Here is a 25,700-nt window from a genome sequence, read left to right as displayed (position 1 = left end):
TTACACACCCTTGAGTAGCGCGGCCTGCTTGGTGAAGGCATCCACGATCAGTTTTTTATTGGGAACGGGCACGAGGATCGCGTGGAAATTCACGCTGTCGTACTTATGTAGGCTACCGGACTTCGCGAATTGCTTTGAAAAATAGGCCTCGGCGCGCTCTTGGTGATGCTCAGTCATCTGTTGGCGGTATTGCGCGCTGATTTCTGTATTCGCGGAGGTGATAGTGCACTGGTGGATGATCAGGATCGGCACATGGATGCGCGACTTGAGGTGATCGATCGAGTGATGAGGTTTTGACGGGGAACACATCCCGCAAGGGCTGTCTCGCGCATGCCCGTGAACTGCTTGAGGTAGCGCCAGCACCGGAAGAACCCGCATGCGAAGAGCCTGCAGACCCAGGTCCATCATGCCCCTGCTGTGGCGGCACCATGGTGATCATCGAGACCTTCGCGCCCTGGCGCCAACCGCGGGCACCGCCTGCAGCACCAGCATCAAACCGGGAGAACGCCCATGACCCGGCATGATCCAATATCGGCCCAGACTGCGATGCCAGCGTCGCGGCCTGCTGGAGATCTTGCGCCGCTCAATGGCCGGGCCGCCATGGCACCCGCTATGGGCCACATCTACCGCCGCAAGTGCCCCTGCATCGGCCCCTTCATCGACCCGTTCGCCCCAGCCGCATCGCCTCCCGCACTCGCTCAGCGCTGTTCCCAAGCCGGCCAAATCCAGAATTACCCATAGCGCTGAGCCTGCGGATCGCGGGTTCGGTCATCCCAGACTTTCGGGCGCCTATCGGCAGCCGAAACTCTTCAGGATTGCGGACTGTCCGGTATCAGGCTGCCACGGACGAAAGCTGCCGCGCATAGCTTAGTCTCTGTGCCGAAGGGCCTCCAGGATGATTTGAAAAGCCGGTGAGTTGTGGCGGCGGCTTGGGTAGTAGAGGTGAAACCCTGGTATCGGCGGGCACCAGTCCTGTAGGACTTGGACGAGCCGTCCCGCCCTCACATGATGATCGACGCTATCCTGCGGCACGAATGCGATGCCGAAGTTGGACAGGGCTGCATCGACCATCGGCTTGATGGAATTGAAAATGATGTTGCCTTCGACGCGCACTCGAACAGGCCGGCCATCCTTCTCGAACTCCCAGGCATAGAGCCCCCCTTGGGTGGCCAGCCGCAGGTTGATGCATTGATGTTGCACAAGATCCTGCGGCGTCTCGGGAACCGGATGGTTCTCGAAGTAAGTGGGCGTGACCACCGGTACAAGTCGCCCATCCGCAGAAATCCGCACGGCAATCATATCCTTGGCCACGCTTTCCCCCAAGCGGACCCCTGCATCGAAGCGTTCTGCGGCTATGTCCGTGAACCCATGTTCGATGAACAATTCCAAGGTGATGTCAGGGTAATCCGGCAATACGCGCTTGAGTTTGGGCCAGACGATGGTCTCTGCGGCAAACTCGCTGCATGTGATCCGTACCAGACCAGCTGGTCGGTCCCTCATCTCGCCCAGCACCTCTAGCTCGGCGTCTATCTCCTCGAAGCGGGGGGCAACTGAAACGAACAATCTCTCACCTGCTTCCGTGGTGGAAACGCTGCGGGTGGTTCGCGTCAGAAGACGGTAGCCAAGCCGCTCTTCAAGCTGCCGCATCGTCTGGCTAACTGCCGATGGTGAGATACCCAACTCGGCAGCCGCTTTGGTGAAGCTCTTGGCCTTTGCCACTGTCACGAAAGCGGCCAGGTCGTTGAAGTTTTGTCGCATGATTGTTTAGCCCTGCTTCAAACCAGATGCACATTATAGCAGATAATCATCTGCTGCTGGATGACCTACATATCCTCACATGATCAAGCACCGATCGGTGCCCGCGCGTAAGGAGCAGCAGATGACCATCCCAACTGTCGAACTGAACAATGGGGTTTCGATGCCGACCCTCGGCTTTGGTGTGTTCCAAACCCCGCCTGACGAGACCATGTTTGCTGTGGCTGAAGCCCTCAAGATTGGCTACCGGCACATCGATACCGCCGCTGCCTATGGCAATGAGAGCGGTGTAGGCGATGCCATCAAGCAGTCAGGGATCGCGCGCAGTGACCTATTTATCGAGACCAAAATCTGGATCAGCGATTACGGCTACGACGAAACCCTGCACGCCTTCGACAAGAGCGCCGGGAAACTTGGTTTGAACCAGATCGATCTCCTGATCCTCCATCAGGCATTGCCGACGGCGTTCGAGCGCACAATCGCCGCCTATCGTGCCCTGGAGCGCCTGCTCGACGAGCAAAAAGTGCGCGCTATAGGCATCAGCAACTTTATGCCAGAGCACCTTGAGCGGTTGCTTTCGGAAGTGAACGTGGTTCCTGCGGTCAACCAGATCGAAGTCCATCCCTATTTCCAGCAGAAGGACGTTCAGGCTGAAAACGCCAAGAACGGTATCCTTACGCAGGCATGGGCACCAATCGGCGGCATCACCTTCTACCGTCCCGGCTTCTCGAAGAGCACGCTTGAAGATCCTGTGATCCTTGAGATCGCTGCGGCGCACGGGAAGTCTGCGGCACAGGTCATGCTCCGCTGGGGCGTGCAGGAAGGCCGCTCGGTCATCCCCAAGTCGGTCAAGCCATCGCGGATCGCCGAAAACTTCGACGTCTTCGATTTCGAACTTTCGCCTGAGCAGGTGAAGGCCATCGACGCGCTCGACACCAATGAACGCGGTGGCCCCGAGCCCGAGGCCGTCACGCTGGAAAAGTATGGTCGCGAGATCCCCGAGGCTTGAAGTCATCAGAGACTAGAAACACACAAGAAGGAGGAACGGATGAAGAAGCGAGAATTGGGCCGCAGTGGCCTCGAAGTGTCAGCTATCGGCCTGGGCTGCATGGGGATGAGTGCTGCGTTCGGCCCCGCGATGGATCGAGGAGAGGCGATCAAGCTGATCCGCTCAGCCGTCGATCGTGGCGAAACCTTCTTCGATACCGCCGAGGTCTATGGTCCCTACGACAATGAGGAGCTGGTTGGCGAGGCTTTGAGGCCGGTTCGGGAGCAGGTCGTCATTGCGACCAAGTTCGGCTTCGACATCGAAGGCGGCCAGGGATTTGCGAGAAAGCCGTTAAGCAAGCCGGAGCATATCCACAAAGTGGTGGAAGGCTCGCTGAAGCGGCTCAAGACTGACTACATCGATCTCTACTACCAGCACCGAGTTGATCCGGACACGCCGATGGAGGATGTGGCTGGCGCCATCAAGGATCTGGTGCAGCAGGGCAAGGTTCGCCACTTCGGCATGTCCGAAGCAGGCGCCCAGTCAATCCGTCGCGCCCACGCGGTCCATCCCGTGACGGCACTGCAGAGTGAGTACTCGCTCTGGTTCCGGGAGCCGGAACGCGAGATCCTGCCATTGCTGGAGGAACTCGGCATCGGTTTTGTGCCGTTCGCACCGCTCGGCAAGGGCTATCTCACCGGTACGGTCGACCCGGAGAAGGACTTCGGCGCCGATGATTTTCGCTCGAAGCAGCCCCGTTTTTCCGCCGAGAACCGGCAGGCCAATCAGGTGTTTGTGGACGTCCTAAAGCAAACCGCTGCGGCCAAGGGCGCGACCCTTGGCCAGGTAGCGCTCGCGTGGCTCCTTGCCCAGAAACCATGGATTGTGCCGATCCCTGGAACGACCAAGCTGCACCGGGTCGAAGAAAACCTGGCAGCAGCCGATCTCGCACTCAATGCCGATGATCTGGAAAGCATCAGGACTGCGCTTGAAGGCGTCGAAATGGCGGGAGATCGATACCCACCCGAGAACAAGGCAATGGCTGGTCGTTAAAACCCGAAAACAAACGTTTAGAACGATCATCCGCACCGCCCCACCGGGCGGTGCAGCGTCCTCTTTCGGGTTCAGAATAGCGTGCATCCAATGGCTGAAATGGTGAAGGGTTTGGGATGCCGTTTGGCGTCGCAAAGCCACCCCATGCAGGAACCCGCGGTCCGCACACGCTGCGCTATGGGTTTTTCGGATTTGGCCCGGTCAAGTGCCGGCCGCAAACTGCGGCATATGGCGTGGCGAGTTTGCCAGGTGGACGTCGTCCGGGCAGCATTTGAGGCTCAGCGACGACGGAGTTGATGAGATTGGCGTGCAGGACGATGGTCGCTGGAGCGCCTGGAACGAACCATCCTGTCGGCCCGCGACGTGGCGGGACCGATTGATCGAGCGGATCATGCCGGGTCATGAAGGGTCTCCCGGACTGGTTGTCTCGCGGTCGGCGGGGCCCGCGGCTGGCACCATGCAGCGAAGGTCTCGATGATCACCATGGTGCCGCCGCAGCAGGGGCAAGGCGGGCGCGGGTCTGGGGCGGTCTCGGGGGCCGGCGGTTCGTCCGACGCCGGCGCCACCCCCAGCATGTCGCGGACCTGAGCGAGGCAGTCTTTGCGGGCGGAGCCGGCGAGCAGGCCGTAGTGCCGGATGCGGTGGAAGCCGCGCGGCAGGACGTGGATCAGGAAGCGGCGGATGAACTCGTCGGCGGCAAGGGTCATGACCCGCTGCCTTTCGGCGCCGGAGCAGCGATAGTTCTTGTAGCGGAAGGTGACCTCATTGCCGTCGAAGGCGATGAGGCGGCTGTTCGAGATGGCGACCCGGTGGGTGTAGCGCGAGAGATAGGCGAGCACCGCCTCAGGCCCGGCAAAGGGCGCTTTGGCATAGACCACCCAGCGTTTTCTTCGGACCGGTGCGAGGTGACGGATGAAGGCCCGACGGTCTCGGAGCCCTGCCATCTGTCCGAAGAAGTCGAGCTTTCCGGCACCATGGAGTTCGAGCAGCCGGGTGAGGAACAATCTTCGGAACAGCGCACCCAGAACCCTGACCGGCAGCAGAAAGGCTGGTCGCGATGAGATCCACCGACCATCCGGTGCGATCCCACCACCGGGCACGATCATGTGGATATGGGGATGGTGGGTCATGGCCGAGCCCCAGGTGTGGAGCACGGCGGTGATGCCGATGCGGGCGCCCAGGTGTTGGATCTGCCGCGATGGTGAGCATCGTCTCGGACGCTGCCTTGAACAGCAGGTCGTAGACCAGAGCCTTGTTGTGGAAGGCAATGTCGGCGATCTCGGTTGGGAGCGTGAAGACGAGGTGGAAGTAGCCCACCGGCAGGAGATTGGCCTGCTGGGCTTGGAGCCAGGCGCGTGCCGCTGCGCCCTGGCACCGGGGACAATGCCGGTTGCGACAGGAGTTGTAGGCGATCCGCCGATGTCCGCAGTCGGAACAGGCTTCGACGTGACCGCCCAGAGCCGCGGTGCGGCAGGTCTCGATCGCCGACATGACCTTGAGTTGAGTAAGGCTCAGATGCCCGGCATGGGCCGCGCGATAGGCAGGGCCGGCGGCACGGAAGATATCGGCGACCTCAATGGTGGCGCGCACTGGCTCAGGCGGGTGGAGGCTTGTCCTCCATCAGGGCCATCAGACGGTCCAAAGGACTGGCGACCGCCTGGATCGTGCGGGTCGAGACCTTGGTGTAAAGTGCGGTCGTCTCGAGCTTGGAATGCCCGAGCAGCACCTGGATGACCCGGATATCGACATCCTGCTCAAGCAGATGGGTGGCAAAGCTGTGCCGCAAGGTATGCGGGCTGACCCGCTTGCGGATGCCGGCGACCTCGGCCGCCTCCTGCACCGCGCGATGCAATTGCCGCGACGAGATCGGATCGGTTGGGGAGCGACCCGGAAACAACCAGCCATGGGGCAGCATCACGCCCCGTTGCTTACCCTCGCGCCACCACAGGCGCAGCAGCTCCAGCAGCTGGGGCGAGAGCATGGCGTTGCGATCCTTGCGCCCTTTGCCCTGTTCGATCCGGATCAGCATGCGGGCGCTGTCGATGTCGTCGACCTTGAGATGGGGTCGGACGACCGTACCAGTCTTGTAGCTGGTCAAATTCCAATAGGCCGATCTCGGTCACCCGCATGCCGCCATGCATGGACACAAGCGGCGCCCAATAGATGTGGTCATCGGCAAAAATGTCTTTGCCCGGCGAGTAACGATGGTGCCGGGAGGCGCTGCCCGTAAAGACCGGGCAGGAGGTGATGGCGGTGATCTCGGTGTCGATGAATGGCGCGCGTCCGCTCGATCGGGTGGCGCGCTTGCTCTCGGACACGACGAGGGACGGGCTGCGATAGTTGAACAGCCGCCGATTGTTGCCGTGATTGACGAGGCGGGTGATGGCCCCGAGATAGTTAGAATTGAGCGTCGCGGCCCTGAGCTTCGGGTAATCCGCCCCCTTTGCCTGTGCCGCACGCGTGAAGGCGACTAGGTCTTTTGGAGTGGGCCGGCCGCGATTGTCCGGGATGTGCTGGACGAAGTCGTGAAGCTGATTCCAGATGGGCAGGGGAATATCGGTGACAGCCAGGGTCTTCACCTCGGGGCAGAGGTTTTCGAACAGGTTCAGGGCACGCTCAATATTGGAGCGATTGTCTGAACCCGTTCCCTTGCCGGCGTTCTTGAAATAGTCCTCAGCCAGAAAGCGCAGCGTGTAGACCACAGGCGCCGGTGATGGCAGGGATGCCTCCACCGACGTCGGTTGAACCATCGGCTTTTCCGGTTCTGATGCCATGCTGACAGCAGGCGCGCGAGGCGGCACGACCGAAGCTGGTTCGGGAGCAGAGGCGCCGAGCGCAGCGAGAACGACATCGAAACGCGACAGATCGATCGGAGCGATTTCGCCACTGCGGCCTGACCGCGACTCCGGTGGCAGCCGATCATAGATCGCCTCGCCTTCAACCGTGGCCCGGTTGAAATGGACCAGTTCCTGGTAGATGCCATCCAAGTTCTCGCCGAGGTCCAGGTCCTGGCGGGCGCGCTTGATGATCTTGGCGCCCACGCTCTCCAGCGCACGGCGCCGGGCCAGGTCGTCCCCGGTCATCGCCTCCGGCCGCAGCATCTGTTCATCGATGAGCCTGTGCGTCAGATGCATCAGCGCATCCTTCAGCTCCATTCGCAGCAACTCTTCGAACACCGCCAGCGCCTCCAGGCCCCTTTTGATCGCCGTCACTCGGTCCTTGGTCCGCAGCGACAAGCGCACAACTTCGCCTTCCACCCGCCCAGCCCAGGCACGGGGGATTCGTTTGCGCACATAATAAACCGCACCGACCTTTTCCACATAGGCGCACTTGGCCGCCATGCTCGTCTCCGACTCCAGAGTCAATGGGCCGGAGAGCGGAACGACACGTGCGTGATGCATGTGTATGATTCCCGAAGATTCTCCGGGAGCCTAAGTCGCTGAAAACAATGAGATTCGAGAAACTGGCGGAGAGAGAGGGATTCGAACCCTCGAGACGGTTCCCCGCCTACACACTTTCCAGGCGTGCGCCTTCGACCACTCGGCCATCTCTCCGCATCGCTTTTTAGCGATCCGCAGGGACCGCCGAACCGTCTGGAAAATCGGTTGCGAGCGAGGCGCAATATACTGATGATCTTCTCGGGCGCAAGGGAGGAGTTTGGCCTTGTCACGATTGTTTTTATCTCTGCGCCTCCGCCTTGTGAGAAGGGCGCCGAACGTGTCAAAAGGTGGTGCTGGCTCAAGGGTATGGATGTAGGCCCGGGCAAGAACAGGATTGGTGCATGCGTTTCGCCTTGAGACTATTGGGCACATGGCTGATAGCCCTGGCCATGGTTTTGCTTGTGATCGACGGAACAAAATCCCTCGCTGCCAATCATTTGCTTTTCGCCGAATTTGGCCAGGTCTGGGCAGGATTGCACTTGAGCTCGCTGGAGGCCGCGCGCAGCTTCCTGAGTAGCCGTTTCTTTGCCGATCTGCTTGATGGCGTTTTAGATGCAATTCTCACCTATCCCGCCTTTGCGGTGGTGGGTATCCCTGGAATTGTGCTGGCTCTGATGGGCCGGCGCCCCCGCCGCGAACGGTTTTTGCGTCAAAGCGAGATCTGACCCCTGTCTAAAACGGGGCCGGCACCCCATATTATGGCGCGAAAGGAGACAGATATGTTCTTCCGCACCAAGCCGGCCACCATTCCAAGCGCAACCGAGGCCCTGCCGGGCCGCGCCGAGGAATTGAGCGTGGCCTCAAACCATTTCGTCAATGGCGCCGCCCTCAAGGGCCCTTACCCCGAAGGCGCCGAGACCATTTATTTCGGTCTTGGCTGTTTCTGGGGCGCAGAGCGCCTGTTCTGGCAATTGCCCGGCGTGTTCGTGACCGCCGTGGGCTATCAGGGCGGGCATACGCCAAACCCGACCTATGAAGAAACCTGCTCGGGCCTGACCGGGCACACCGAGAGCGTCAAGGTCGTCTATGACCCAGCGCAGGTTTCCCTCGACACATTGCTCAAGACCTTCTGGGAAGAGCATGACCCCACACAGGGCATGCGCCAGGGCAATGATGTCGGCACCCAATATCGCTCGGCCATCTATACGACGACGCCGGAACAGGCCGACATCGTAGCGGCCAGCCGCGCCGCCTATCAGGACGCCCTGCGCCAGCGGGGATTTGGGGATATCACCACCGAGATCGGGCAAGCCGGTCCGTTCTATTATGCCGAGACCTACCACCAGCAATATCTGGCCAAGAACCCGAACGGCTATTGCGGGCTCAATGGCACCGGGGTGTCCTGCCCGATCGGGCTCGGCGTCGTGGCGCAATAGTCCTTGTCTCGAACGGTCCGCTACGCGGGCCGTTTTTTTGTTTGAGTGCCGTTCATGTCCCCCGACTTCCCTGACATCATGCGTCGCGCGCCCTTTGAGGCGTTCGTGCTCGGCCTGCCCGCCACGACCCTCGTGCGGCAGTGGCGCGATGATTCGGTCGCCAAGATCGGGGGACGCATCTTTGCGCTGCTCGACAAGGACCCCGGCGAATCTGGCTCAAGGTTTCGGACATGTCCTATCCGCTCCTGCTCGAATTGGATGGCATTCGCCCTGCGCCCTATTTTGCCCGCGCCGGCTGGGTGGCGCTCTCGGCCGAAAGCCCGCTCACCGAGGACGAGATCAAGGCCTATCTCACCCGCGCCCACGGTCTGGTCGCGGCGCGGTTGACCAGAAAGACGCAGCGCGCGCTCGGGCTTGAAACTCTTGTACGCGCAGCGGCGTTCTAGCCAGAAGGCCAAGGGCAAGATGCTATTGCGAATGATTTGCAACTGCACTATCTTCCAGTCAGTGAAGACCTGGAGGATCGATATGCACTCTCGACTAAAGCTTGCCCTGCTCCTGTTTGCCGCGCTGGCGCTTGTCCAGCCCGTGGCTGCACAGGATCGCGTCAAGGCGGTGACAAGCTTCACCATTCTGGCCGACATGGCGGCCAATGTTGCTGGCGACGTCGCCGATGTGGTGTCGATCACCAAGCCGGGTGCAGAAATCCACAATTACCAGCCGACGCCGGGCGATCTGGTCGGCGCCCAGGATGCCGATCTCATCCTGTCGAACGGGCTCAATCTTGAGCAATGGTTCACCCAGTTCCTCGACAATCTCCCCGCCGTGCCGAGCTTTGTGCTGGCCGATGGGATCGAGCCGATCGGCATTGGCGAGGGGCCCTATGAGGGCAAGCCCAATCCCCATGCCTGGATGTCGCCGACGGACGCGCTGGTTTACGTCGACAATATCCGTGCCGCCTTTGCCGAGGTCGACCCGGCCAATGCCGCGATCTATGCCGCCAATGCAGCGGCCTATTCGGAAAAGATTACCGCCACCGTGGCCCCGATGCGCGATGCGCTGGCCGCCATTCCGGAAGAAAAGCGCTGGCTCGTGACTTCGGAAGGGGCATTTTCCTATCTGGCGCGCGATCTCGGCCTGAAAGAGCTCTATCTCTGGCCAATCAATGCCGACCAGCAGGGCACGCCGCGCCAGGTGCGCAATGTCATCGACGCGGTCCGCGAGCACGACATTCCGGTGATTTTCTCGGAAAGCACGATTTCTTCGCGCCCGGCCGAGCAGGTGGCGCGCGAAACTGGCATTGCCTATGGCGGCGTGCTCTATGTGGATTCGCTGTCCGAGGCTGATGGCCCCGTGCCCACCTATCTCGACCTGCTTGAGGTCACCACTTCAACCATCGCCAACGGTCTCAGCCAATGAGTTCGACCCCCGGCATCGCCGTCAATGACATTACCGTCGCCTATCGCAACGGAACCACCGCGCTCAAGCATGCCAGCTTCACCAGCCCGCGTGGGTCGATCACGGCGCTGGTGGGGGTGAACGGGGCCGGCAAATCCACCATCTTCAAGGCGATCATGGGTTTTGTGCCCGTGGTCTCCGGCTCCATCAGCATTCTCGGCCAGGACGGGCAGAAGGCGCAGCGCAACAATCTCGTCGCCTATGTGCCCCAGGCCGAGGAGGTGGACTGGAATTTCCCGGTCCTCGTCGAGGACGTGGTGATGATGGGCCGGTTCGGCCACATGAATTTCCTGCGCATTCCCCGGTCGGTCGATCGGGACAAAGTGGCCGCTGCGCTGGCTCGCGTCGATATGAGCGACTATGCCAAACGCCAGATCGGCGAGCTTTCGGGCGGGCAGAAAAAGCGCGTCTTCCTCGCCCGGGCGCTGGCGCAGGAAGGGGAGGTGATCCTCCTCGACGAGCCCTTCACCGGCGTCGACGTGAAGACGGAAGACTCCATCATTGCCCTGCTGCGCGCCCTGCGCGACGAGGGCAAGGTGATCCTCGTTTCGACCCATAATCTCGGCTCCGTGCCCGAATTCTGCGACCGCACCGTTCTGGTCAAGGGCACGGTGCTGGCCTATGGCCCCACCCCGGAAGTCTTCACCCGCGACCGTCTCGAAGAAGCCTTTGGGGGCGTGCTGCGCCATTTCGTGCTCGGCGGGGCAGGGCTCCATGATGATGACGATCCGCGGCGCCTCTCAGTCCTCACAGATGATGAGCGGCCGCTCGTGCTTTATGGCGAGAACGGCAAGATGACCCACCAGCAGTCGAGCGGCGACAAATGATCGAGACCCTGCTCGAGCCTTTTTCCTACCATTACATGGTCAATGCCATGTGGGTCTCGGCCTTGGTCGGGGGCATCTGCGCCTTCCTCTCGGCCTATCTCATGCTCAAGGGCTGGTCGCTGATCGGCGATGCGCTCTCCCATTCCATCGTGCCCGGCGTGGCCGGCGCCTATATGCTGGGCCTGCCGTTCTCGCTCGGCGCCTTCTTCTCCGGCGGGCTCGCGGCAGGGGCCATGCTGTTTTTGTCCCAGCGCACCAAGCTGCGCGAAGACGCCGTGATCGGGCTGATCTTTTCGAGTTTTTTCGGGCTCGGCCTCTTCATGGTGTCGCTCTCGCCGACGCCCATCGACATCCAGACCATCGTGCTGGGCAATATTCTTGCGATTACCCCCGAGGATACGCTGCAGCTGGTGATCATTTCCGGGGTGACGCTGGCGGTCATGCTGGTGATCTGGAAGGATCTGATGGTCACCTTTTTCGACGAGAGCCACGCCCGCTCCATTGGCATCAAGACCGATCTGCTGAAACTGATCTTTTTTGCGCTGCTGAGTGCGGCAACTGTGGCTGCCATGCAGACGGTCGGTGCCTTCCTCGTCATCGCCATGGTCGTCACTCCCGGCGCGACGGCCTATCTCCTCGCCGATCGATTCTCCAGGCTCATCCTCATCGCCATTGCCGTGGGTGTCCTCTCGAGTTTCCTGGGCGCCTATCTCAGCTATTTTCTCGATGGCGCGACGGGCGGCGTCATCGTGGTGCTGCAGACCTGCGTCTTCCTCACCGCATTCTTCATTGCCCCCAAGCACGGCATGCTGGCGGCGCGGCGCCGCGTCGCGTGGGAGAATGCGCAATGACCCCTGATATCCCCTGGTACGAACTGGCCCTCTGGCCATTCCAGTTTCCCTTCATGGTCCAGGCCATGGTCATCGCCGTGCTGGTCGCGGTGCCGACGGCGCTACTCTCCTGCTTTCTGGTCCTGAAAGGCTGGTCGCTGATGGGCGACGCCATTTCCCACGCCGTCCTGCCGGGCGTGGTTCTGGCCTATCTCGTCGGCCTGCCGCTCGGCGTCGGCGCCTTCATCGCCGGCATGGTGTGTGCGCTCAGCGTGGGATTTTTGAAGGAGCACAGCCGCATCAAGGAAGATTCGGTGATGGGCGTGGTGTTTTCCGGGCTGTTCGGGCTCGGGATCGTGCTCTTTGCCGCCATCCGCACCGATATCCATCTCGACCACATCCTGTTCGGCAATATTTTGGGCGTGGGCACGGCCGATCTCATCCAGACCGGCGTCATTGCGCTGGTGGTCACAGCCGTGCTCGCCGCCAAATGGCGCGACCTCATGCTGTTCATCTTTGATCCGCAGCAGGCCGGCGCCATCGGCCTTTCTGTGCGGCTCCTGCACTATGGCCTCCTCGCCATGATCGCCCTCACCATCGTGGGCGCCTTGCAGGCGGTTGGCATCGTGCTGGTCATTGCCCTGCTGATCGCGCCGGGCGCCATTGCCTTCCTTCTCACCCGCCGTTTCGGGGTGATGCTGTGGCTGGGCGTCGCCATCTCGGTCGGCTGCAGTCTGCTTGGCGTCTATATCAGCTTTTTCATCGATAGCGCCCCGGCGCCCACCATCGTGCTGCTGATGAGCGCCTGCTTTATCGTCTCCCTCGTCCTCACCAGCCGCCGCACCACGGCGGTGGTATGATGTCATAATTGGGCCATCGGGCGGGTCATGTCCGCCCGGGCTCTTCGCCTAATCGGCCTTGTTGCGTTCGCGCGAGGCTTCGGCCTGTGCCCGCTTGGCGGCCTTGCGCTCGGCGGCAATGCGCGCCGCCTCATCGCCGAGATGCGCCACGCCCTTCTTCCGGCCCAGCTCCATCTGCTTTTGCCGCTCGGCGGCGGCGGCATGCTTGTCGGTCTCGCCCACGCAATGGGGGCAGCTGACGCCTTCGGCATAGTCGGGGCTGGCGCGGTCAGCCGGCGTCAGCGGATGGCGGCAGGCGCGGCAGAGCGTGGCCGAGCCCAGTTCGAGCCCGTGGCCCACGGAAACGCGCTCGTCGAACACGAAGCATTCGCCATTGAACCGGCTCTCTTCGGCCGGAACGGTCTCGAGATACTTCAGAATGCCGCCCTTGAGGTGGAACACCTCCTCAAAGCCCTGGCTGAGCAGATAGGACGAAGCCTTCTCGCAGCGAATGCCGCCCGTGCAGAACATGGCGACTTTCTTGTCACGCTGGGGATCAAGGTTCTGCGCAACATAATCCTTGAACTCGACAAAGCTCTGCGTCGCCGGATCGATGGCGCGCTGGAAGGTGCCGAGCCCAACCTCGTAATCATTGCGGGTATCGACCAGCACCACGTCATTGCGCTCGATCAGGGCGTTCCAGTCCTCGGGCTCGACATAGGTGCCGACCTGCTTGCTCGGATTGGCCTCGGGGGCGCGCAGGGTGACGATCTCGGGCTTGAGGCGCACCTTCATGCGCAGGAAAGGCGCGGTCTCGGCGAAGGAATATTTGACCTCGGCGCCGACCAGCCGGTCATCGAATGGGCCGGTGACAAAGAGATAGTCCGCCAGCGCGTCGATCGCCTCGGGGCTGCCCGCGACAGTGCCATTGATGCCCTCGGGCGCCAGGATCAGCGTGCCCTTGATATCCCGGCCGCAGCAGAATTCTGCGAGCGGAGATTTCAGTGCTTCGGCGTCCGGCAATTGGGCGAATTTGTAGATCGCCATCACCTTGTATGGATGATTGTGCTGGGGCAGAGTGGGGGCCATCTTGGCGTCGATCCTTGTCATCGCGCCGCTCATAGCATTGCCGGCACCCGGCGTCACGGGGCCAGGAAAGCAAGACATCGGGAGTTGAGAAATGACTTATCGGGCGGATAACGCACGCTATGACAGCATGGTCTATCGCCGTGCCGGGAAATCAGGCCTGAAACTGCCCGCGATCAGCCTGGGGCTGTGGCAGAATTTTGGGGGCACGCGGGACTATCCCTCGGCCATGGAAATTCTCGGCTACGCCTTCGACAAGGGCATTACCCATTTCGATCTCGCCAATAATTACGGTCCTCCGGCTGGTTCCTCCGAAGAATTGTTCGGGCAGGTCATGGCCCGCGACTTCCGCCCCTATCGCGACGAGATGATCATCTCGACCAAGGCGGGCTATAATATGTGGCCGGGGCCCTATGGCGAATGGGGAAGCCGCAAATACGTGCTCGCCAGCCTCGACCAGAGCCTCAAGCGCCTGGGGCTCGACTATGTCGATATCTTCTATTCCCACCGCTTCGATCCCGACACCCCGCTCGAGGAAACCATGGGCGCGCTCGCTCATGCGGTGAACTCGGGCAAGGCGCTCTATGTGGGGATCTCTTCCTACCCGGAAGCCCAGACCCGCGAGGCCCATCGCATTCTCAAGGAAATGGGCGTTGCCACGACGCTCCATCAGCCCAGCTATTCCGTGCTCAATCGCTGGATCGAGGACGATCACACCATCGACGCCTGCGGTGAACTGGGGATCGGCATGATTGCCTTTTCGCCGCTGGCGCAGGGCGTGCTGTCGGGCAAATACAACAAGGGCAAGGTAGAGGGCACGCGTGGCGAAAATCCGCAAGGTTCGCTGCGTGCGAGCCATATCGAGCCACGGGTTCTGGCGGCCGTCGATCGCCTCGGGGAAATTGCTGCTTCGCGCGGGCAGTCGATGGTCCAGCTTGCCCTGGCCTGGGTGCTGCGGCGCCCCGAAATGACCTCGGCGCTGATCGGCGTGCGCACGCTCGACCAGCTCAAGGACAATCTCGGAGCGCTCGACAATCTCGATTTTACGCCCGAGGAGATCGCGGCCATCGATGAAGCCACCAAGGACGGGCTGATGGAACTGCAGCCGCGTCCACAGGGCTGGCTGCGCTAGACCAGCATCGAAGATTGCGCCCCAATGGCCGCCACCGATGCGGAGGCCATGGCAAAGCTGATCGAATGCATGCCGCTGACGAGATCGCCAGCGGCATAAATCCCGGGCCGGGAAGTGGTGCCGCGCTCGTCCACCGCCAGCATGATGCCGGTCGGCGTCTCTTTGGTCTCGAGCCCAAGCTGGGTATGAATATCGGCGGAGGGCCGGTTGCGCGGATGGGCGTAGAGCGCGTCGAGCTCGACATGTGTGCCGTCCTCAAGTCTCACGCTGCGCAGCCATCCGTCGACGTGATCGATGGCGGCCAGCTTTGCGCCATAGATCTCTATCCCGCGCTTTTCGAGCTTGCTGCGCTCTTCATCGATGAGACTGTGACCATTGAGAAAGAGCGAAATTTTGTCGGTCCAGTCTCCATATAGAGACGTGGCATGGAGCGACATGGGCGAGGAATAGACCAGCCCCCAGCGTTTTCCGGCCACTTCATAGCCATGACAGAACGGGCAGTGGATCACCGATTTGCCCCAGCTCTCGGCAAAGCCGGGGATGGCGGGGAATTCATCGACAATGCCATAGCTGAGAATGACCCGGCGGCCTTCGATGATGTCACCGAGATCCGTTTCGACGCGGAAGGCGTCGGGCTCGCCCGAGACTTTTTCAGCCCGCGCCGAAACGAGTTTGACGGTCGGGTAGGCCGCAACCTGCTCGCGTGCTTTCTCCAGCAATACGCCCGGCGGCGTGCCGTCATGCCCCAGCAGATTATGCGCGGCCTCGGCATAGCGGTTCCGGTTGAGCCCGGTGTCGAGCACGGTCACATTTCGGCGGGCGCGCCCCAGCTGCATGGCGGCGGCCAGCCCGGCAAAGCTGCCTCCGATGATAACGACATCCTGCATGGCAAATCCTTTCAAAGGGCGGAATGGCCGCTCGTCCGACGGCCGTTCCGTATTATGTAACAACAAATGTTACTTGAAAGGATCTCTGTCAAGGTTCCGTCTGTCAGCCTTGCTGCGCAGCCAGCCAGTCCGCGTTGGGTTCAATCGGGGTGATGATGTCGATGAGGATGCCATTGGGATCGGCGACGATCATATGGCGCTGCCCGAAGACTTCATCGCGCAGGGGCTGGGCAATGCGCACGCCCGCCGCTTCCAGCCGGGCGGCGTCCGCAGCCGCATCCTCCACCTCAAAGGACAGGATGACGCCCCTGGTGGGTTCGCGCCCTTCGGGCGGGATGGAGTCATGATCATAGGCGATGACGGCGAGTTCGTGCCCGGCCGCCGATGGCCCGCGCAATTGCACATACCAGTCGCTCTCGAACACAGGGGTGAAGCCGAAATGGTCGCGGTAGAATTTTGACGTCGCCGCCACGTTGCGGACCTGGATCAGCGGGTAAAGACTGGTGAATTGCATTTTGTCCTCCTTGCGTAAGCCTGAAGTTAAATACAGACTGCATGTATCAATCTGGGTAACATACAGGCTGTATGTATGCAAGACGTGAAGCGCACGCAGGAAGATCGACGCGCCGCAACCCGCGAGGCGTTGCTCGACGCGGCCCGAGGCCTCTTTGCCGAAAAGGGGTTTGCCGCGACCTCTACCCCCGAGATCGTCGCCGCCGCCGGGGTGACGCGCGGCGCGCTCTATCACCATTTTGCCGACAAACAGGCGCTGTTCGCGGCGGTGGTGGAGCGCGAGCATGGCGAGGTGGCTTCAGCCATCGGCACGGCTACGGACGGGGCAGGGGCCCCCGCCGACACCATTGACGGGCTGGTCGCCGGCGGAAACGCCTATCTCTCGGCCATGCAGGAGCCGGGCCGCCGGCAGATCATGCTGGTCGATGCGCCCGCCGTGCTGGGCCGCGCGGCGGTGGACGCCATCGATGCCCGCCATGGCCTTCGCAGCCTGATTGAAGGCGTGCAATGCGCGCTCGATGACGCCACCATCGCTCCGGTCCCCGGCGTGCCGCTGGCCCATCTGCTCTCGGCCATCTTTGATCGCGCGGCGCAGGCCCCGGCCGACGAACTCGACGCCTATCGGGTCGCCGTCGAGACGCTGCTGCGCGGGCTCAGGCGCGCGCCTCCAGCGCCGTGATCCGTTCGGTCAGCGCCTGCACCGCCGCAATCAGCGGCGCAATGAACTGGTCATAGCGCAGCCCCTGCGGGCTTTCGGGATCATCGGGATCGGCCAGAACAAGCCCGCCAAAGCCGCTGACGCCAGCGCTGGCGAGCGCGTCGGCGACCTCCTGGGCCAGAAGGCCATAGTGCACGCCGCCTTCGCCACTCTTCCACGCAAAGCGGACAGGATTGAGCGAACAGACAAAGTCGAGGCCGAGATCGGTCGGCACAATATCGGTCTTTTCCCGCCTGTCCGAGGTTTGGATGGTTCCGGTGGCAGACCAGACCGCCGACCAGCGCGCCGTGCCGCTGCCAAGACTCTGGCTGTTGTCACTCGCTGGCCGCAGGCCACCCGCAAATGTCACCAATGCCGTCGTTGCATCAATGGTGATGGCATTGCTCCAGCTCACGCCGTCCGCGCTGACCTTTATCCGCCAGGAAGTGTCGCCCATCAGCCCCATTTCGGCGTGGCCGGTCCAATTGCTCTGGAAGAGGAGGCTCGCCGTATAGTCTGCGTCGGCCTTGTTGATCTTGAGCTGATGCCCGCCGCCATCATGGCTGAAAAGGCTCGCGTCACTGGCGAGTGAAAGCCGGTTCGTGCCATGAGCCGAGGCGTTCACCCCCAGTTGCGGCAGGCCATCCCCAATCGCCGCGACGGCAACCCAGGCGCTGCCCGAGAGGATTTTCAGCGCCCCACTCTCCCGGTCGAACACCTGCCAGCCCGGGGCCGGGTCGTAAAAGCGCCAGGCGCCGGCCTGGTACGCGGCGATCTCCCCGCCATGGCCAGACCATGCGCCGCTCGCCAGGGTCGGCACGATATAGGCCGCGCCGGGCAGGGGGCTCATCGGCGGGCTCGTGATCCCGGCGTCCTCGACGACAGGCTGCACCAGCATGTCGAGACGCTCCAGCGCCTCATTACGGGTGATGAATTTGAGCGCCTGCCCGGAAACAATAAAGGGCAGCTCGAGGCGGGCAGTCTGGTCCATTCTCATCTCCTTGCGGTGGAGATCAGTGTGGCGCCAGCCGGTCCGCCGGGGAAAAACGGGTTAACTCGGGAACAAACCCCTAGAAATCAGAGGTGAGCCCTTTGATTTCCCAGTCGCCATAGCGGCCCGGCTCCAGCCCGCCGCGACCGCCCTTTTCCTTGGGCGCCATGGCTGTGGCGGCGTCGATGGCGAGGCGCCGGGCCTCGGCCTCTGCCAGCGCCCGCTGGGCGGCAGGGGTGAGAATACGGGGCGGCGGGACCTCTTCGCCGTCATCTGTCTTGGGGATTTCGCTTTCGGACATGGCCATTCTCGGATTTGGATGCTGAGGGGGATTGCGCGGAACCATTTGGGTTCCAACATAATTGCCCAAGTTATCCAACCCAAGGGGTCGAGATGTTCAATACGTTCCGCACTTTCGTGCTTCTCGCCGCCATGACCGCCCTGTTCATGGTGGTGGGCTATTTCCTTGGCGGCACGGGCGGGATGATGATGGCGCTGGTGTTTGCCGCCGGCACCAATCTTTTTGCCTTCTGGAATTCCGACAAGATGGTGCTGCGCATGCAGAACGCCGTGCCGGTCGAGCGCAGCCGCGTGCCCGAGCTCTACGACATGGTCGATACGCTCTCGCGTCGCGCCGGCATTCCGACCCCGGCCGTTTATGTCATCCAGTCCGATCAGCCCAATGCCTTCGCCACCGGTCGCGACCCCAATAATGCGGCGGTGGCCGTGTCCACGGGCCTCCTGCGCACGCTCGATACCCGCGAAGTCGCCGGTGTCGTGGCCCATGAGCTGGCCCATATCAAGAGCCGCGATACTCTCACCATGACCGTTACGGCGACGTTGGCCGGTGCCATTTCGGCGCTGGCCCAGTTCGGCCTGTTCTTTGGTGGCGGCAATAATCGCGACAATCCGCTGGGCGGTATTGGCGCGCTGCTGATGGTGTTCCTCGCCCCGCTCGCGGCCATGATCGTGCAGATGGCGGTCAGCCGTACGCGTGAATATGAGGCCGACAAGCTGGGCGCCGAGATCGCCAACGACCCGATTGGCCTCGCCTCCGCGCTCAACAAGATCGCCACCTATGCCAAGCGCGAAGTCAATATCGGGGCCGAGCGCAATCCGGCCATGGCCCATATGTACATCATCAATCCGCTCTCCGGCGCGCGCATGGACAACCTCTTTTCCACCCATCCCGACACCGGCAACCGTATCGAGGCGCTGCGCAGGCTTGCAGCCGAGATGCAGCTGAACGATAAGGGACAAAGACCCGCGCCCCGTCCCGCTCCCGCTTCCAGCGGCCGTGACATTGGTGGTGGCTGGCGGGTGCCGACCGCCGGCCGCACCGAAGATGACGGTGGCACGCGCGGTCCCTGGGGTTGATGCGCGACGCGCCTGGCGTGTCGCAACACAAGGCGAACAGCGTGAAGTTTAAACCTGATCCTGCGGGGCTCAAGCTCCGCCTCGTCGCTGCCCAACGGCTTCGCGCCGTTCTGGGCGGCGAGCATTTTTCTCCCCTGGGAGAAAAAGACCTCGCCGATGGGCGCGACCGGGGCCTCGCCAATCGGCTGGTGACCACGGCCCTCGTGCGTCAGGGCCAGATCAACATCATGCTCGCCGAATTGCTCGACAAGGGCATGCCGCCGCGCTCGGGCTCGTTCGAAGCTGTGTTGCGCCTGTCGCTGGCCCAGCTGGTCTATCTCCCCGATATCGGCGCCCACAGCGCGCTCTTTCTGGCCGTCGAGGCGGTGAAGAAAGATCCCAAGGCTCGCCATCTCGCTGGCCTGATGAACGCCGTGCTGCGCCGCGCCCAGTCCAATTCGGCCCGCTACGGGCTGATGGACGAGGCTGATCTCATTCCCGAACATTTCCGCACCATCTGGGCAGAGGCCTATGGGGCCGATGCGCTGACGGCGTTCTCCGATGCGCTGATTGCCGGTGCGCCGCTTGACCTCACGCTCAAGGACGAAGATTCCGCGCTGATCGAAGCGCTGGGCGCCGAAAAGCTCATCCACGACAGCGTGCGCATCGCTTTCCGTGACCGTCCTGTCGATGCCTTGCCCGCCTATGACGAGGGGCGCTGGTGGGTTCAGGATGCTGCCTCTGCTCTGCCGGCGCGGCTCCTCCGCGTGCCCGAGGGGAGCGCCGTGCTCGACCTCTGTGCCGCGCCCGGCGGCAAGACCGCCCAGCTGGTCAAGGCCGGCTACAAGGTCACTGCGCTCGACAATGACGCGCACCGCCTCGAGCGGCTCAAGACCAATATGGACCGCCTCGGCTATACGCCCGAAATCGTCCTTGCCGATGCGGCCACCTATGCGGCTCCGGCGCCCTTCGCCGGTATCCTGCTCGATGCGCCCTGTTCGGCAACCGGCACCTTCCGCCGCCACCCTGAAGTGCTGTGGCACCGGCAGGCCAGCGACATCGCCGGCCGCGCCCGGCTCCAGCAGTCCTTGATCGCCAATGCGCGGCGCGCGCTCGCGCCCGGCGGCACGCTCATCTATTGCGTCTGCTCGCTCGAACCGCAGGAAGGCGAGGATCAGGTCGATTGGATCCTCAAGACCTTCTCCGATCTGACGCTCGACCCCGTCGAGGCGGCAGAACTCCCGGGGCTCGAACAGGCGATTACACCGAGCGGACTTGTCCGCACCCATCCGGCGATGTCGCCGCGCAACCTCGACGGCGGCATGGACGGCTTCTTCGTCGCGCGCTTCCGTCGTGCAGCGTGACGAACCGGAGTTTCCCCGGTTAAAAAAGTGTTACTGGCTTGGTCGTGTCTTTCGTTCTGTCCAAATCAGGGTGAATTCTCTAGACCGCTCGCATCAGGCGGGCGGTCGAACAGCCGCAAGGGTTTATTGGACGTGGTGAGTAACAGCGGCAGCGCCAATCCTGCTGGCGTTTGCCTCAGGCGCAGAGCATATCGATGAGCGGTCAGCGCCTCTTTGCTGCACGCCGTCTTCTGGTGCGCACTGCCGATCGGCTGATGACGACCCCGTTGACGCGCTGGACCTGGCAGGGCCTGGCCGAGCTCGCCTACAAGGGCGATCTCCCGGATTTCCGTCCCGCCGACCGCGACGCCGTGCGCGAAATGATGACGGGCCGCTATCTGCTCGCCTCAAAACTCGTCGAGACCGGCGGCGCCTCGCCCTTTGGCGTCGATGTCGATCACCCCGAATGGTGGAACAATCTTCAGGGCTTTTCCTGGCTGCGGCATTTCCGGGACGTGCGCGACCCCGGCGAGAGGCTGTTTGCCCGCACTCTGGTGCTCGACTGGATCGGCCGCGAAGGAAAATTCGATCCCGAAAGCTGGTCGCTGACCCTCACCGCCCAGCGCGTGCTCAACTGGCTGCGCCATCTCACCCTGCTGCTCGATGGCGCGACGCCCGAGCAGGCCAGGACCATCCAGCGCAGCCTCGGCACGCAGGTCCAGAGCCTGCGCGTCCGCGCGCCCATGGCCACCGAGCCCACCGAGGCGCTGTTTGCCGCCATGGGCCTGCTCGGCGCCGAGCTTTGCGAGCCGCAGGACAGCAGCAATGTCGAGCTGCGCCTTGCCAAGCTCGACGCGCTGCTGGCCAGCCAGCTTGACCCTGAAGGCCTCCACAAATCGCGCAATCCACGCGTGCAGCTGACACTGCTGGTTGAACTGTCGAGCCTTCGCCGCGCCGCTGCCAATCATTCGAGCCCCACCCATTCGGCCCTGTCGGACCGCATTGATCGCATGCACGAAGCGCTCGATGCCCTAACCCTCTCGAGTGGCGAGCCCGTTTATTTCAATGGCTGCGGTCAGGTACCCCACGATGTGCTGGTCGCCGTCCAGGCCAATGGCCCAAGCGTGCCGCCGCGCTCGCGCCTGCTCGGCGGCTACGGCATCCTGCGCAGTGGCCAGGCCGTGGTTGTAGCCGATTCCGGCACGCGCCCGCCACCGGGCTTTGATGGCGAGGCCCATGCCGGCCATCTGGCCTTTGAATTTTCCCATCGTAGCGAGCTGATCCTGGGCTCCTGCGGCCCGGCGCCGCTCGACATGCCCGAGACGCGCGATCTCTTCCGCCAGTCCATCGCCCATTCCTCGCCCACCATCGATGGCGAAGATGCAGCGCCGGTCAGCGGCAAGGGCTCCGGCGTGCGGGTCGACCTGCCGCCGATGCAGCTCGATGGGGCCGAACATTCCCTTCACCTGCGCACGGCCGGCTATGCGCCGCGCTTCGGCGTCGAAATCGAGCGCCGCCTGACCCTGATCGGTGATGGCATGACGCTGGTGGGCCAGGATCGTCTGGTTGGTCAGGGGGCAACCGGCGGGCGTCTCGCCATCCGCTTCCACCTTGCGCCGGGCATTGCCGTCCATGCGCCGGTGGGCGAGGGCATGCGCCGCTTGACCCTTCCCAATGGCGAAGTCTGGAGCTTCCTCTGGGAGGGCGGCGAGCTGCACGAGGACGACAGCGTGCGTCAGTCCGCCTATCTCGGTTTCCACCGGACCACCCAGCTGGTGCTCGAGGCCGATGTGGTTCCCGGCTTTGAAATCGGCTGGATTCTCACCCGCGAACAGTAAACTGGGGCCTTTGCCTTGGTTTCGGCCCGGCTTCGTGATAGCGGAGCCGGCAAATCCTCCATTCTCAATCACGGCGAGATCATTCCATGGGCAAGACGGTGAAAGTCGGGCGGGCACTGCTTTCTGTTTTCGACAAATCAGGCATGGCGGAGTTTGCCCGCGGGCTGTCCGAAGCCGGCGTGGAGCTGGTCTCGACCGGCGGCACCCACAAGCTGATCAAGGAAACCGGCCTGCCGGTGCGCGAAATCTCCGACCTCACCGGTTTCCCGGAAATGATGGACGGCCGCGTCAAGACCCTCCACCCCAAGGTGCATGGCGGCCTCCTCTCGGTGCGCGACAATCCCGAGCACAAGGCATCCATGGATGAGCACGAGATCGGCGCCATCGATCTCGTCGCGGTCAATCTCTATCCGTTCGAAAAGACCGTTGCTTCCGGCGCGTCCTATGATGAGATCATCGAGAACATCGACATTGGCGGCCCGGCCATGGTCCGCTCCGCCGCCAAGAACCACGCCTATGTCACCGTCGTCGTCGACCCAGCCGACTACCCTGCGATCATCGAAGCCATCAAGAACGGCGGCATTCCCTTCGAGCTGCGCCAGAAGCTCGCCGCCAAGGCCTATGCCCGCACCGCCGCCTATGACAGCGCCATCTCGAGCTGGTTTGCCCGCGAGATCGACTTTCAGGATGTCACCTATCGCAGCTTTGCCGGCACGCTGAGCGAAGTCATGCGCTATGGCGAAAACCCGCATCAGTGGGCTGCCTTCTACAAGACCGGCGAGAACCGCCCGGGCGTGGCCACCGCCACCCAGACCCAGGGCAAGACGCTCTCCTACAACAATATCAACGACACCGACGCCGCCTTCGAGCTCGTCTCCGAGTTCGATCCGGCCGAAACCGCTGCCGTCGCCATCATCAAGCACGCCAATCCCTGCGGCGTTGCCGTTGGCGCGACGCTGCTCGACGCCTACACGAAGGCCCTGCGCACCGATCCGGTCTCGGCCTTTGGCGGCATTGTCGCCCTCAACCGCGAGATCGACGCCGAAACGGCAACCGAGATCGTCAAGGTCTTTACGGAAGTGATCGTGGCCCCCTCCGCGACCCAGGAAGCCCAGGACATCATCGCCGCCAAGAAGAACCTGCGGCTTCTGCTCACCGGCGGTCTGGCCGACCCGAAGGCCGATGGCCTACTGGTCAAGTCGGTCTCCGGTGGCCTCTTGGTCCAGGGCCGCGACAACCGCAATGTCGATGATTGCGAACTGAAAGTCGTCACCAAGCGCCAGCCGACCGAAGCGGAACTGGCTGACCTCAAGCTCGCGGCCAAAGTCGCAAAGCACGTCAAATCCAACGCCATCATCTACGTCAAGGACGGCGCCACCGCCGGTATTGGCGCTGGCCAGATGAGCCGCGTGGATTCTGCCCGCGTCGCCCATCGCAAGTCGATCGACGCCGCCGAAGCTGCTGGCATCGAAGGCGCGCTGACCATCGGTTCGGTCGTCGCCTCCGACGCCTTCTTCCCCTTCGCCGATGGCCTTGAAGCCCTCGTCGCCGCCGGCGCCACCGCCGTGATCCAGCCCGGCGGCTCCATGCGCGACGACGAAGTCATCGCCGCCGCTGACGCCGCCGGCATCGCCATGGTTCTTACAGGCATGCGTCACTTCCGGCACTAAGAGGGCTTGGGGGGAATACCCCCACCCAACCTCCCCCTGATAGGGGGAGGGGCTTGTCAGTGGCTCACCAGCCCCGCGACATGCACGATCTATCCCTCCCCCTATCAGGGGGAGGCTAGGAGGGGGTAACCTCAGGGCCACGCCCTAACCTCCCCGCTCCCGCAAAAAACCTCCCGCATCCCGATCTCCCCGGTAAGACCTTCTTGACCCGCCTCTGGCATGATGACCGCTCATGCTGGGGGCCCTATGCGACTTGCCTTTCCGACCGATTTGACGGCGCTGCTGTCCACCGGCCTCCTGCGGTCGGTGGGCTCGCTTGGCATCAAGGTCGCGACAGCCGGTCTCACCTACCTCACCTATGTGGTGCTCGCCCGCACCATGAACCCCGAGCAATACGGCTATTTCGCCTTCGGGCTGGCGCTGGCGACCGTGCTCGCCATCGCGGCCGGCATGGGCCAGTCGACCGCCATATTGCGCCTCTGGCCCCAATTGCGCGGGCAGGGGGAAAAGGCGGAGGCAGCGGCCGGCCTTGCGTCCGGTTCTGCCATCACAATTCTCGCCAGCCTTGCCATCGGCGAGCTGCTCTGCCTCTTTGCCCTCACCATCCAGCCGCTCGTGGCCCCCGGCCAGCCGGTGATCCATTTCCTCGGCGCGGCGCTGCTCATCCTGCCCATGGCGCTGTCCGAATATAATTCCTCGGCCCTGCGTGCCCAGGGCTCGCTCTGGACGGCGCTCTTGCCGCGCGACATTTACTGGCGCCTCGCCCTGCCGCTGATCGTGCTTGGGCTCTACGCGCTCGGCGTCATTCTCAGCGGACCGGATGCGCTGACCCTTTCGGCCGTCATTCTTCTCGCCATGCTGGGTCTCCAATATGTACTGGCCGGCCAGCAGGGCTATTCCCTGCGCCCGAGCCTTTCCTATGTCGCCATAAAATCCCACTGGCAGCGCTGGGGCGGGCTCAGCAAATGGCTGCTGCTCGGCGCGCTGATCGAAACCTTCACCCTCAATGCCGACATCATCCTCGTCGGCCTGATGCTCGATCTCGAAAGCTCTGGGCTCTATTTCAACGCCTTCCGCACCGCCGGGCTGATGACGCTCTTCACCTTCGCCATCGAGCTCGTCATCGCCCCGATGGTGGCCGAGCATTATCACGCCCGCGATATGCGCAAGGCCCAGGCCATCACTACGCTCTGCGCCTGGGCGGGCTTTGCCTTCTCGCTGGTGATTTTTGCCATCTTCCTGTTCTTCGGCGATTTTGTGTTGTCGCTGTTCGGCCCGGCCTATGCCGGTGGCGCGCTGGTGTTGGTCCTGCTCGCCTTCGGGCTTCTGTTCGACGCAGCCACGGGCCCCTCCAAGATCGTCATGATGATGACCGGCCACGAGCGTGCCTATGTCGCCATTTTCGGCGTCATCATGGGCCTCGGCTTTCTCGTTCAGATCGTCGTTATCCCGGTCTGGGGCGTCCTCGGGGCTGCCGCGGCCAATATGGGCGCACGGATAATTGCGCAGATTGCCATTGCTCTCTGGTGCCGCTACCGCATCGGGCTCGATACCAGCCTTTTCGGGGTTTTGGCTCTTCTCCGGGGGCAACATCGACCGGCAAGCTAAGCCGTACCAGAGA

Annotated in this window: 23 protein-coding genes, 1 tRNA gene and 3 pseudogenes; 16 read left to right on the top strand and 11 right to left on the bottom strand. The window is 62.8% G+C overall.

The genetic code is table 11. From position 1 onward, the window contains the following. Positions 1 to 408 (bottom strand): Hachiman antiphage defense system protein HamA, encoded by a 408-nt coding sequence (locus NYQ88_RS20315; RefSeq protein ID WP_275652874.1) that lies wholly within the window; start codon positions 406 to 408, stop codon positions 1 to 3. Between the two features lie 459 nt (positions 409 to 867). Next, positions 868 to 1,758, bottom strand: coding sequence for a LysR family transcriptional regulator (locus tag NYQ88_RS20310; RefSeq protein WP_275652873.1), 891 nt, complete (start codon positions 1,756 to 1,758; stop codon positions 868 to 870). Positions 1,759 to 1,879: 121 nt separating this feature from the next. Here NYQ88_RS20310 and NYQ88_RS20305 point away from each other — a divergent pair, with 121 nt between their 5' ends. Both NYQ88_RS20305 and NYQ88_RS20300 read left to right on the top strand, forming a co-directional pair. After that, the gene (locus NYQ88_RS20305; RefSeq protein ID WP_275652872.1) at positions 1,880 to 2,764 is read left to right on the top strand and encodes an aldo/keto reductase; all 885 of its coding nucleotides are present in this window, start codon (positions 1,880 to 1,882) and stop codon (positions 2,762 to 2,764) included. A gap of 39 nt (positions 2,765 to 2,803) precedes the next feature. Then, the gene (locus NYQ88_RS20300) at positions 2,804 to 3,796 is read left to right on the top strand and encodes an aldo/keto reductase (RefSeq protein WP_275652871.1); all 993 of its coding nucleotides are present in this window, start codon (positions 2,804 to 2,806) and stop codon (positions 3,794 to 3,796) included. Positions 3,797 to 4,185: 389 nt separating this feature from the next. Here NYQ88_RS20300 and NYQ88_RS20295 read toward each other — a convergent pair. From NYQ88_RS20295 to NYQ88_RS20285, 4 genes and pseudogenes are all read right to left on the bottom strand, one after another. Next, positions 4,186 to 5,386 (bottom strand): annotated as a pseudogene (locus NYQ88_RS20295) (IS91 family transposase). A 4-nt stretch (positions 5,387 to 5,390) separates the two neighbouring features. After that, positions 5,391 to 5,855, bottom strand: a pseudogene (locus tag NYQ88_RS20290) (tyrosine-type recombinase/integrase); the annotation flags it as partial. A gap of 1,114 nt (positions 5,856 to 6,969) precedes the next feature. After that, positions 6,970 to 7,137, bottom strand: a pseudogene (locus NYQ88_RS20810) (DUF6538 domain-containing protein); the annotation flags it as partial. Positions 7,138 to 7,260: 123 nt separating this feature from the next. Next, positions 7,261 to 7,350 (bottom strand) — tRNA-Ser (locus tag NYQ88_RS20285). 227 nt (positions 7,351 to 7,577) lie between these two features. On the opposite strand from NYQ88_RS20285, the gene NYQ88_RS20280 reads away from it, so the two are divergent. The 7 genes from NYQ88_RS20280 (at position 7,578) to NYQ88_RS20250 (ending at position 12,587) form a co-directional block, all read left to right on the top strand. Beyond that, positions 7,578 to 7,901: a hypothetical protein gene (locus tag NYQ88_RS20280; RefSeq protein WP_275652870.1), complete on the top strand. Its 324-nt coding sequence runs from the start codon at positions 7,578 to 7,580 to the stop codon at positions 7,899 to 7,901. A gap of 54 nt (positions 7,902 to 7,955) precedes the next feature. Beyond that, positions 7,956 to 8,612, top strand: coding sequence for a peptide-methionine (S)-S-oxide reductase MsrA (gene msrA / locus NYQ88_RS20275; RefSeq protein WP_275652869.1), 657 nt, complete (start codon positions 7,956 to 7,958; stop codon positions 8,610 to 8,612). 230 nt (positions 8,613 to 8,842) lie between these two features. After that, on the top strand, positions 8,843 to 9,058 hold the full coding sequence (locus tag NYQ88_RS20270; RefSeq protein WP_275652868.1) for a hypothetical protein: 216 nt from the start codon (positions 8,843 to 8,845) through the stop codon (positions 9,056 to 9,058). Positions 9,059 to 9,140: 82 nt separating this feature from the next. Next, positions 9,141 to 10,031 carry a metal ABC transporter substrate-binding protein gene (locus NYQ88_RS20265; protein WP_275652867.1) on the top strand — a complete coding sequence of 297 codons (891 nt, stop codon included), beginning with the start codon at positions 9,141 to 9,143 and terminating at the stop codon, positions 10,029 to 10,031. After that, entirely contained in the window at positions 10,028 to 10,897 is an 870-nt protein-coding gene (locus NYQ88_RS20260; RefSeq protein WP_275652866.1) for a manganese/iron ABC transporter ATP-binding protein, read from the top strand. The genes NYQ88_RS20265 and NYQ88_RS20260 overlap by 4 nt, the downstream gene beginning before the upstream one ends. Next, positions 10,894 to 11,748, top strand: a complete 855-nt coding sequence (locus NYQ88_RS20255; protein WP_275652865.1) for a metal ABC transporter permease — start codon at positions 10,894 to 10,896, stop codon at positions 11,746 to 11,748. The genes NYQ88_RS20260 and NYQ88_RS20255 overlap by 4 nt, the downstream gene beginning before the upstream one ends. Next, positions 11,745 to 12,587 carry a metal ABC transporter permease gene (locus NYQ88_RS20250; protein ID WP_275652864.1) on the top strand — a complete coding sequence of 281 codons (843 nt, stop codon included), beginning with the start codon at positions 11,745 to 11,747 and terminating at the stop codon, positions 12,585 to 12,587. The genes NYQ88_RS20255 and NYQ88_RS20250 overlap by 4 nt, the downstream gene beginning before the upstream one ends. A gap of 48 nt (positions 12,588 to 12,635) precedes the next feature. Here the strand turns inward: NYQ88_RS20250 and NYQ88_RS20245 are convergent, their stop codons facing one another. Continuing rightward, positions 12,636 to 13,655 (bottom strand): rhodanese-related sulfurtransferase, encoded by a 1,020-nt coding sequence (locus NYQ88_RS20245; RefSeq protein ID WP_275654967.1) that lies wholly within the window; start codon positions 13,653 to 13,655, stop codon positions 12,636 to 12,638. Between the two features lie 91 nt (positions 13,656 to 13,746). Between NYQ88_RS20245 and NYQ88_RS20240 the strand changes: the two genes are divergently transcribed. After that, positions 13,747 to 14,784, top strand: coding sequence for an aldo/keto reductase (locus NYQ88_RS20240; RefSeq protein ID WP_275652863.1), 1,038 nt, complete (start codon positions 13,747 to 13,749; stop codon positions 14,782 to 14,784). On the opposite strand, the gene NYQ88_RS20235 is transcribed toward NYQ88_RS20240, so the two are convergent. Next, complete coding sequence (locus NYQ88_RS20235) at positions 14,781 to 15,671, bottom strand: NAD(P)/FAD-dependent oxidoreductase (protein WP_275652862.1); 891 nt, start codon at positions 15,669 to 15,671, stop codon at positions 14,781 to 14,783. The genes NYQ88_RS20240 and NYQ88_RS20235 overlap by 4 nt on opposite strands. Before the next feature lie 103 nt (positions 15,672 to 15,774). Then, a complete protein-coding gene (locus NYQ88_RS20230) occupies positions 15,775 to 16,185 on the bottom strand; it encodes a VOC family protein (RefSeq protein WP_275652861.1) in 411 nt (136 codons plus the stop codon). Positions 16,186 to 16,260: 75 nt separating this feature from the next. Here NYQ88_RS20230 and NYQ88_RS20225 point away from each other — a divergent pair, with 75 nt between their 5' ends. Continuing rightward, entirely contained in the window at positions 16,261 to 16,863 is a 603-nt protein-coding gene (locus NYQ88_RS20225) for a TetR/AcrR family transcriptional regulator (protein ID WP_275652860.1), read from the top strand. Here the strand turns inward: NYQ88_RS20225 and NYQ88_RS20220 are convergent. Then, positions 16,838 to 17,872: a DUF2793 domain-containing protein gene (locus tag NYQ88_RS20220; RefSeq protein ID WP_275652859.1), complete on the bottom strand. Its 1,035-nt coding sequence runs from the start codon at positions 17,870 to 17,872 to the stop codon at positions 16,838 to 16,840. The two genes, NYQ88_RS20225 and NYQ88_RS20220, sit on opposite strands and share 26 nt — an antisense overlap. A gap of 79 nt (positions 17,873 to 17,951) precedes the next feature. Further along, positions 17,952 to 18,173, bottom strand: a complete 222-nt coding sequence (locus NYQ88_RS20215) for a DUF1674 domain-containing protein (RefSeq protein ID WP_275652858.1) — start codon at positions 18,171 to 18,173, stop codon at positions 17,952 to 17,954. A gap of 92 nt (positions 18,174 to 18,265) precedes the next feature. Here NYQ88_RS20215 and htpX point away from each other — a divergent pair, with 92 nt between their 5' ends. The 5 genes from htpX to NYQ88_RS20190 all read left to right on the top strand — a co-directional run bounded on the left by htpX (position 18,266) and on the right by NYQ88_RS20190 (position 25,687). Continuing rightward, positions 18,266 to 19,249: a zinc metalloprotease HtpX gene (gene htpX / locus NYQ88_RS20210; RefSeq protein ID WP_275652857.1), complete on the top strand. Its 984-nt coding sequence runs from the start codon at positions 18,266 to 18,268 to the stop codon at positions 19,247 to 19,249. Between the two features lie 41 nt (positions 19,250 to 19,290). Beyond that, the gene (locus NYQ88_RS20205; protein ID WP_275652856.1) at positions 19,291 to 20,592 is read left to right on the top strand and encodes an RsmB/NOP family class I SAM-dependent RNA methyltransferase; all 1,302 of its coding nucleotides are present in this window, start codon (positions 19,291 to 19,293) and stop codon (positions 20,590 to 20,592) included. A gap of 194 nt (positions 20,593 to 20,786) precedes the next feature. Then, the gene (locus tag NYQ88_RS20200; protein ID WP_275652855.1) at positions 20,787 to 22,409 is read left to right on the top strand and encodes a heparinase II/III family protein; all 1,623 of its coding nucleotides are present in this window, start codon (positions 20,787 to 20,789) and stop codon (positions 22,407 to 22,409) included. 86 nt (positions 22,410 to 22,495) lie between these two features. Then, entirely contained in the window at positions 22,496 to 24,079 is a 1,584-nt protein-coding gene (gene purH / locus NYQ88_RS20195) for a bifunctional phosphoribosylaminoimidazolecarboxamide formyltransferase/IMP cyclohydrolase (protein WP_275652854.1), read from the top strand. Between the two features lie 246 nt (positions 24,080 to 24,325). Next, a complete protein-coding gene (locus tag NYQ88_RS20190; protein ID WP_275652853.1) occupies positions 24,326 to 25,687 on the top strand; it encodes an oligosaccharide flippase family protein in 1,362 nt (453 codons plus the stop codon). Positions 25,688 to 25,700 lie beyond the last annotated feature (13 nt).

The sequence above is a fragment of the Devosia sp. SD17-2 genome (genome assembly GCF_029201565.1).
Lineage (GTDB): Bacteria > Pseudomonadota > Alphaproteobacteria > Rhizobiales > Devosiaceae > Devosia.
This window is presented reverse-complemented; position numbering and strand designations above follow the sequence as displayed.

Excerpts from the sequence above, each read along its gene's own strand:
- NYQ88_RS20315 (WP_275652874.1), bottom strand. The coding sequence starts at position 408 with ATGATGGACCTGGGTCTGCAGGCTCTTCGCATGCGGGTTCTTCCGGTG.
- NYQ88_RS20310 (WP_275652873.1), bottom strand. The coding sequence starts at position 1,758 with ATGCGACAAAACTTCAACGACCTGGCCGCTTTCGTGACAGTGGCAAAG.
- NYQ88_RS20305 (WP_275652872.1), top strand. The coding sequence starts at position 1,880 with ATGACCATCCCAACTGTCGAACTGAACAATGGGGTTTCGATGCCGACC.
- NYQ88_RS20300 (WP_275652871.1), top strand. The coding sequence starts at position 2,804 with ATGAAGAAGCGAGAATTGGGCCGCAGTGGCCTCGAAGTGTCAGCTATC.
- NYQ88_RS20280 (WP_275652870.1), top strand. The coding sequence starts at position 7,578 with ATGCGTTTCGCCTTGAGACTATTGGGCACATGGCTGATAGCCCTGGCC.
- msrA (WP_275652869.1), top strand. The coding sequence starts at position 7,956 with ATGTTCTTCCGCACCAAGCCGGCCACCATTCCAAGCGCAACCGAGGCC.
- NYQ88_RS20270 (WP_275652868.1), top strand. The coding sequence starts at position 8,843 with ATGTCCTATCCGCTCCTGCTCGAATTGGATGGCATTCGCCCTGCGCCC.
- NYQ88_RS20265 (WP_275652867.1), top strand. The coding sequence starts at position 9,141 with ATGCACTCTCGACTAAAGCTTGCCCTGCTCCTGTTTGCCGCGCTGGCG.
- NYQ88_RS20260 (WP_275652866.1), top strand. The coding sequence starts at position 10,028 with ATGAGTTCGACCCCCGGCATCGCCGTCAATGACATTACCGTCGCCTAT.
- NYQ88_RS20255 (WP_275652865.1), top strand. The coding sequence starts at position 10,894 with ATGATCGAGACCCTGCTCGAGCCTTTTTCCTACCATTACATGGTCAAT.
- NYQ88_RS20250 (WP_275652864.1), top strand. The coding sequence starts at position 11,745 with ATGACCCCTGATATCCCCTGGTACGAACTGGCCCTCTGGCCATTCCAG.
- NYQ88_RS20245 (WP_275654967.1), bottom strand. The coding sequence starts at position 13,655 with ATGGCCCCCACTCTGCCCCAGCACAATCATCCATACAAGGTGATGGCG.
- NYQ88_RS20240 (WP_275652863.1), top strand. The coding sequence starts at position 13,747 with ATGACTTATCGGGCGGATAACGCACGCTATGACAGCATGGTCTATCGC.
- NYQ88_RS20235 (WP_275652862.1), bottom strand. The coding sequence starts at position 15,671 with ATGCAGGATGTCGTTATCATCGGAGGCAGCTTTGCCGGGCTGGCCGCC.
- NYQ88_RS20230 (WP_275652861.1), bottom strand. The coding sequence starts at position 16,185 with ATGCAATTCACCAGTCTTTACCCGCTGATCCAGGTCCGCAACGTGGCG.
- NYQ88_RS20225 (WP_275652860.1), top strand. The coding sequence starts at position 16,261 with ATGCAAGACGTGAAGCGCACGCAGGAAGATCGACGCGCCGCAACCCGC.
- NYQ88_RS20220 (WP_275652859.1), bottom strand. The coding sequence starts at position 17,872 with ATGGACCAGACTGCCCGCCTCGAGCTGCCCTTTATTGTTTCCGGGCAG.
- NYQ88_RS20215 (WP_275652858.1), bottom strand. The coding sequence starts at position 18,173 with ATGTCCGAAAGCGAAATCCCCAAGACAGATGACGGCGAAGAGGTCCCG.
- htpX (WP_275652857.1), top strand. The coding sequence starts at position 18,266 with ATGTTCAATACGTTCCGCACTTTCGTGCTTCTCGCCGCCATGACCGCC.
- NYQ88_RS20200 (WP_275652855.1), top strand. The coding sequence starts at position 20,787 with ATGAGCGGTCAGCGCCTCTTTGCTGCACGCCGTCTTCTGGTGCGCACT.
- purH (WP_275652854.1), top strand. The coding sequence starts at position 22,496 with ATGGGCAAGACGGTGAAAGTCGGGCGGGCACTGCTTTCTGTTTTCGAC.
- NYQ88_RS20190 (WP_275652853.1), top strand. The coding sequence starts at position 24,326 with ATGCGACTTGCCTTTCCGACCGATTTGACGGCGCTGCTGTCCACCGGC.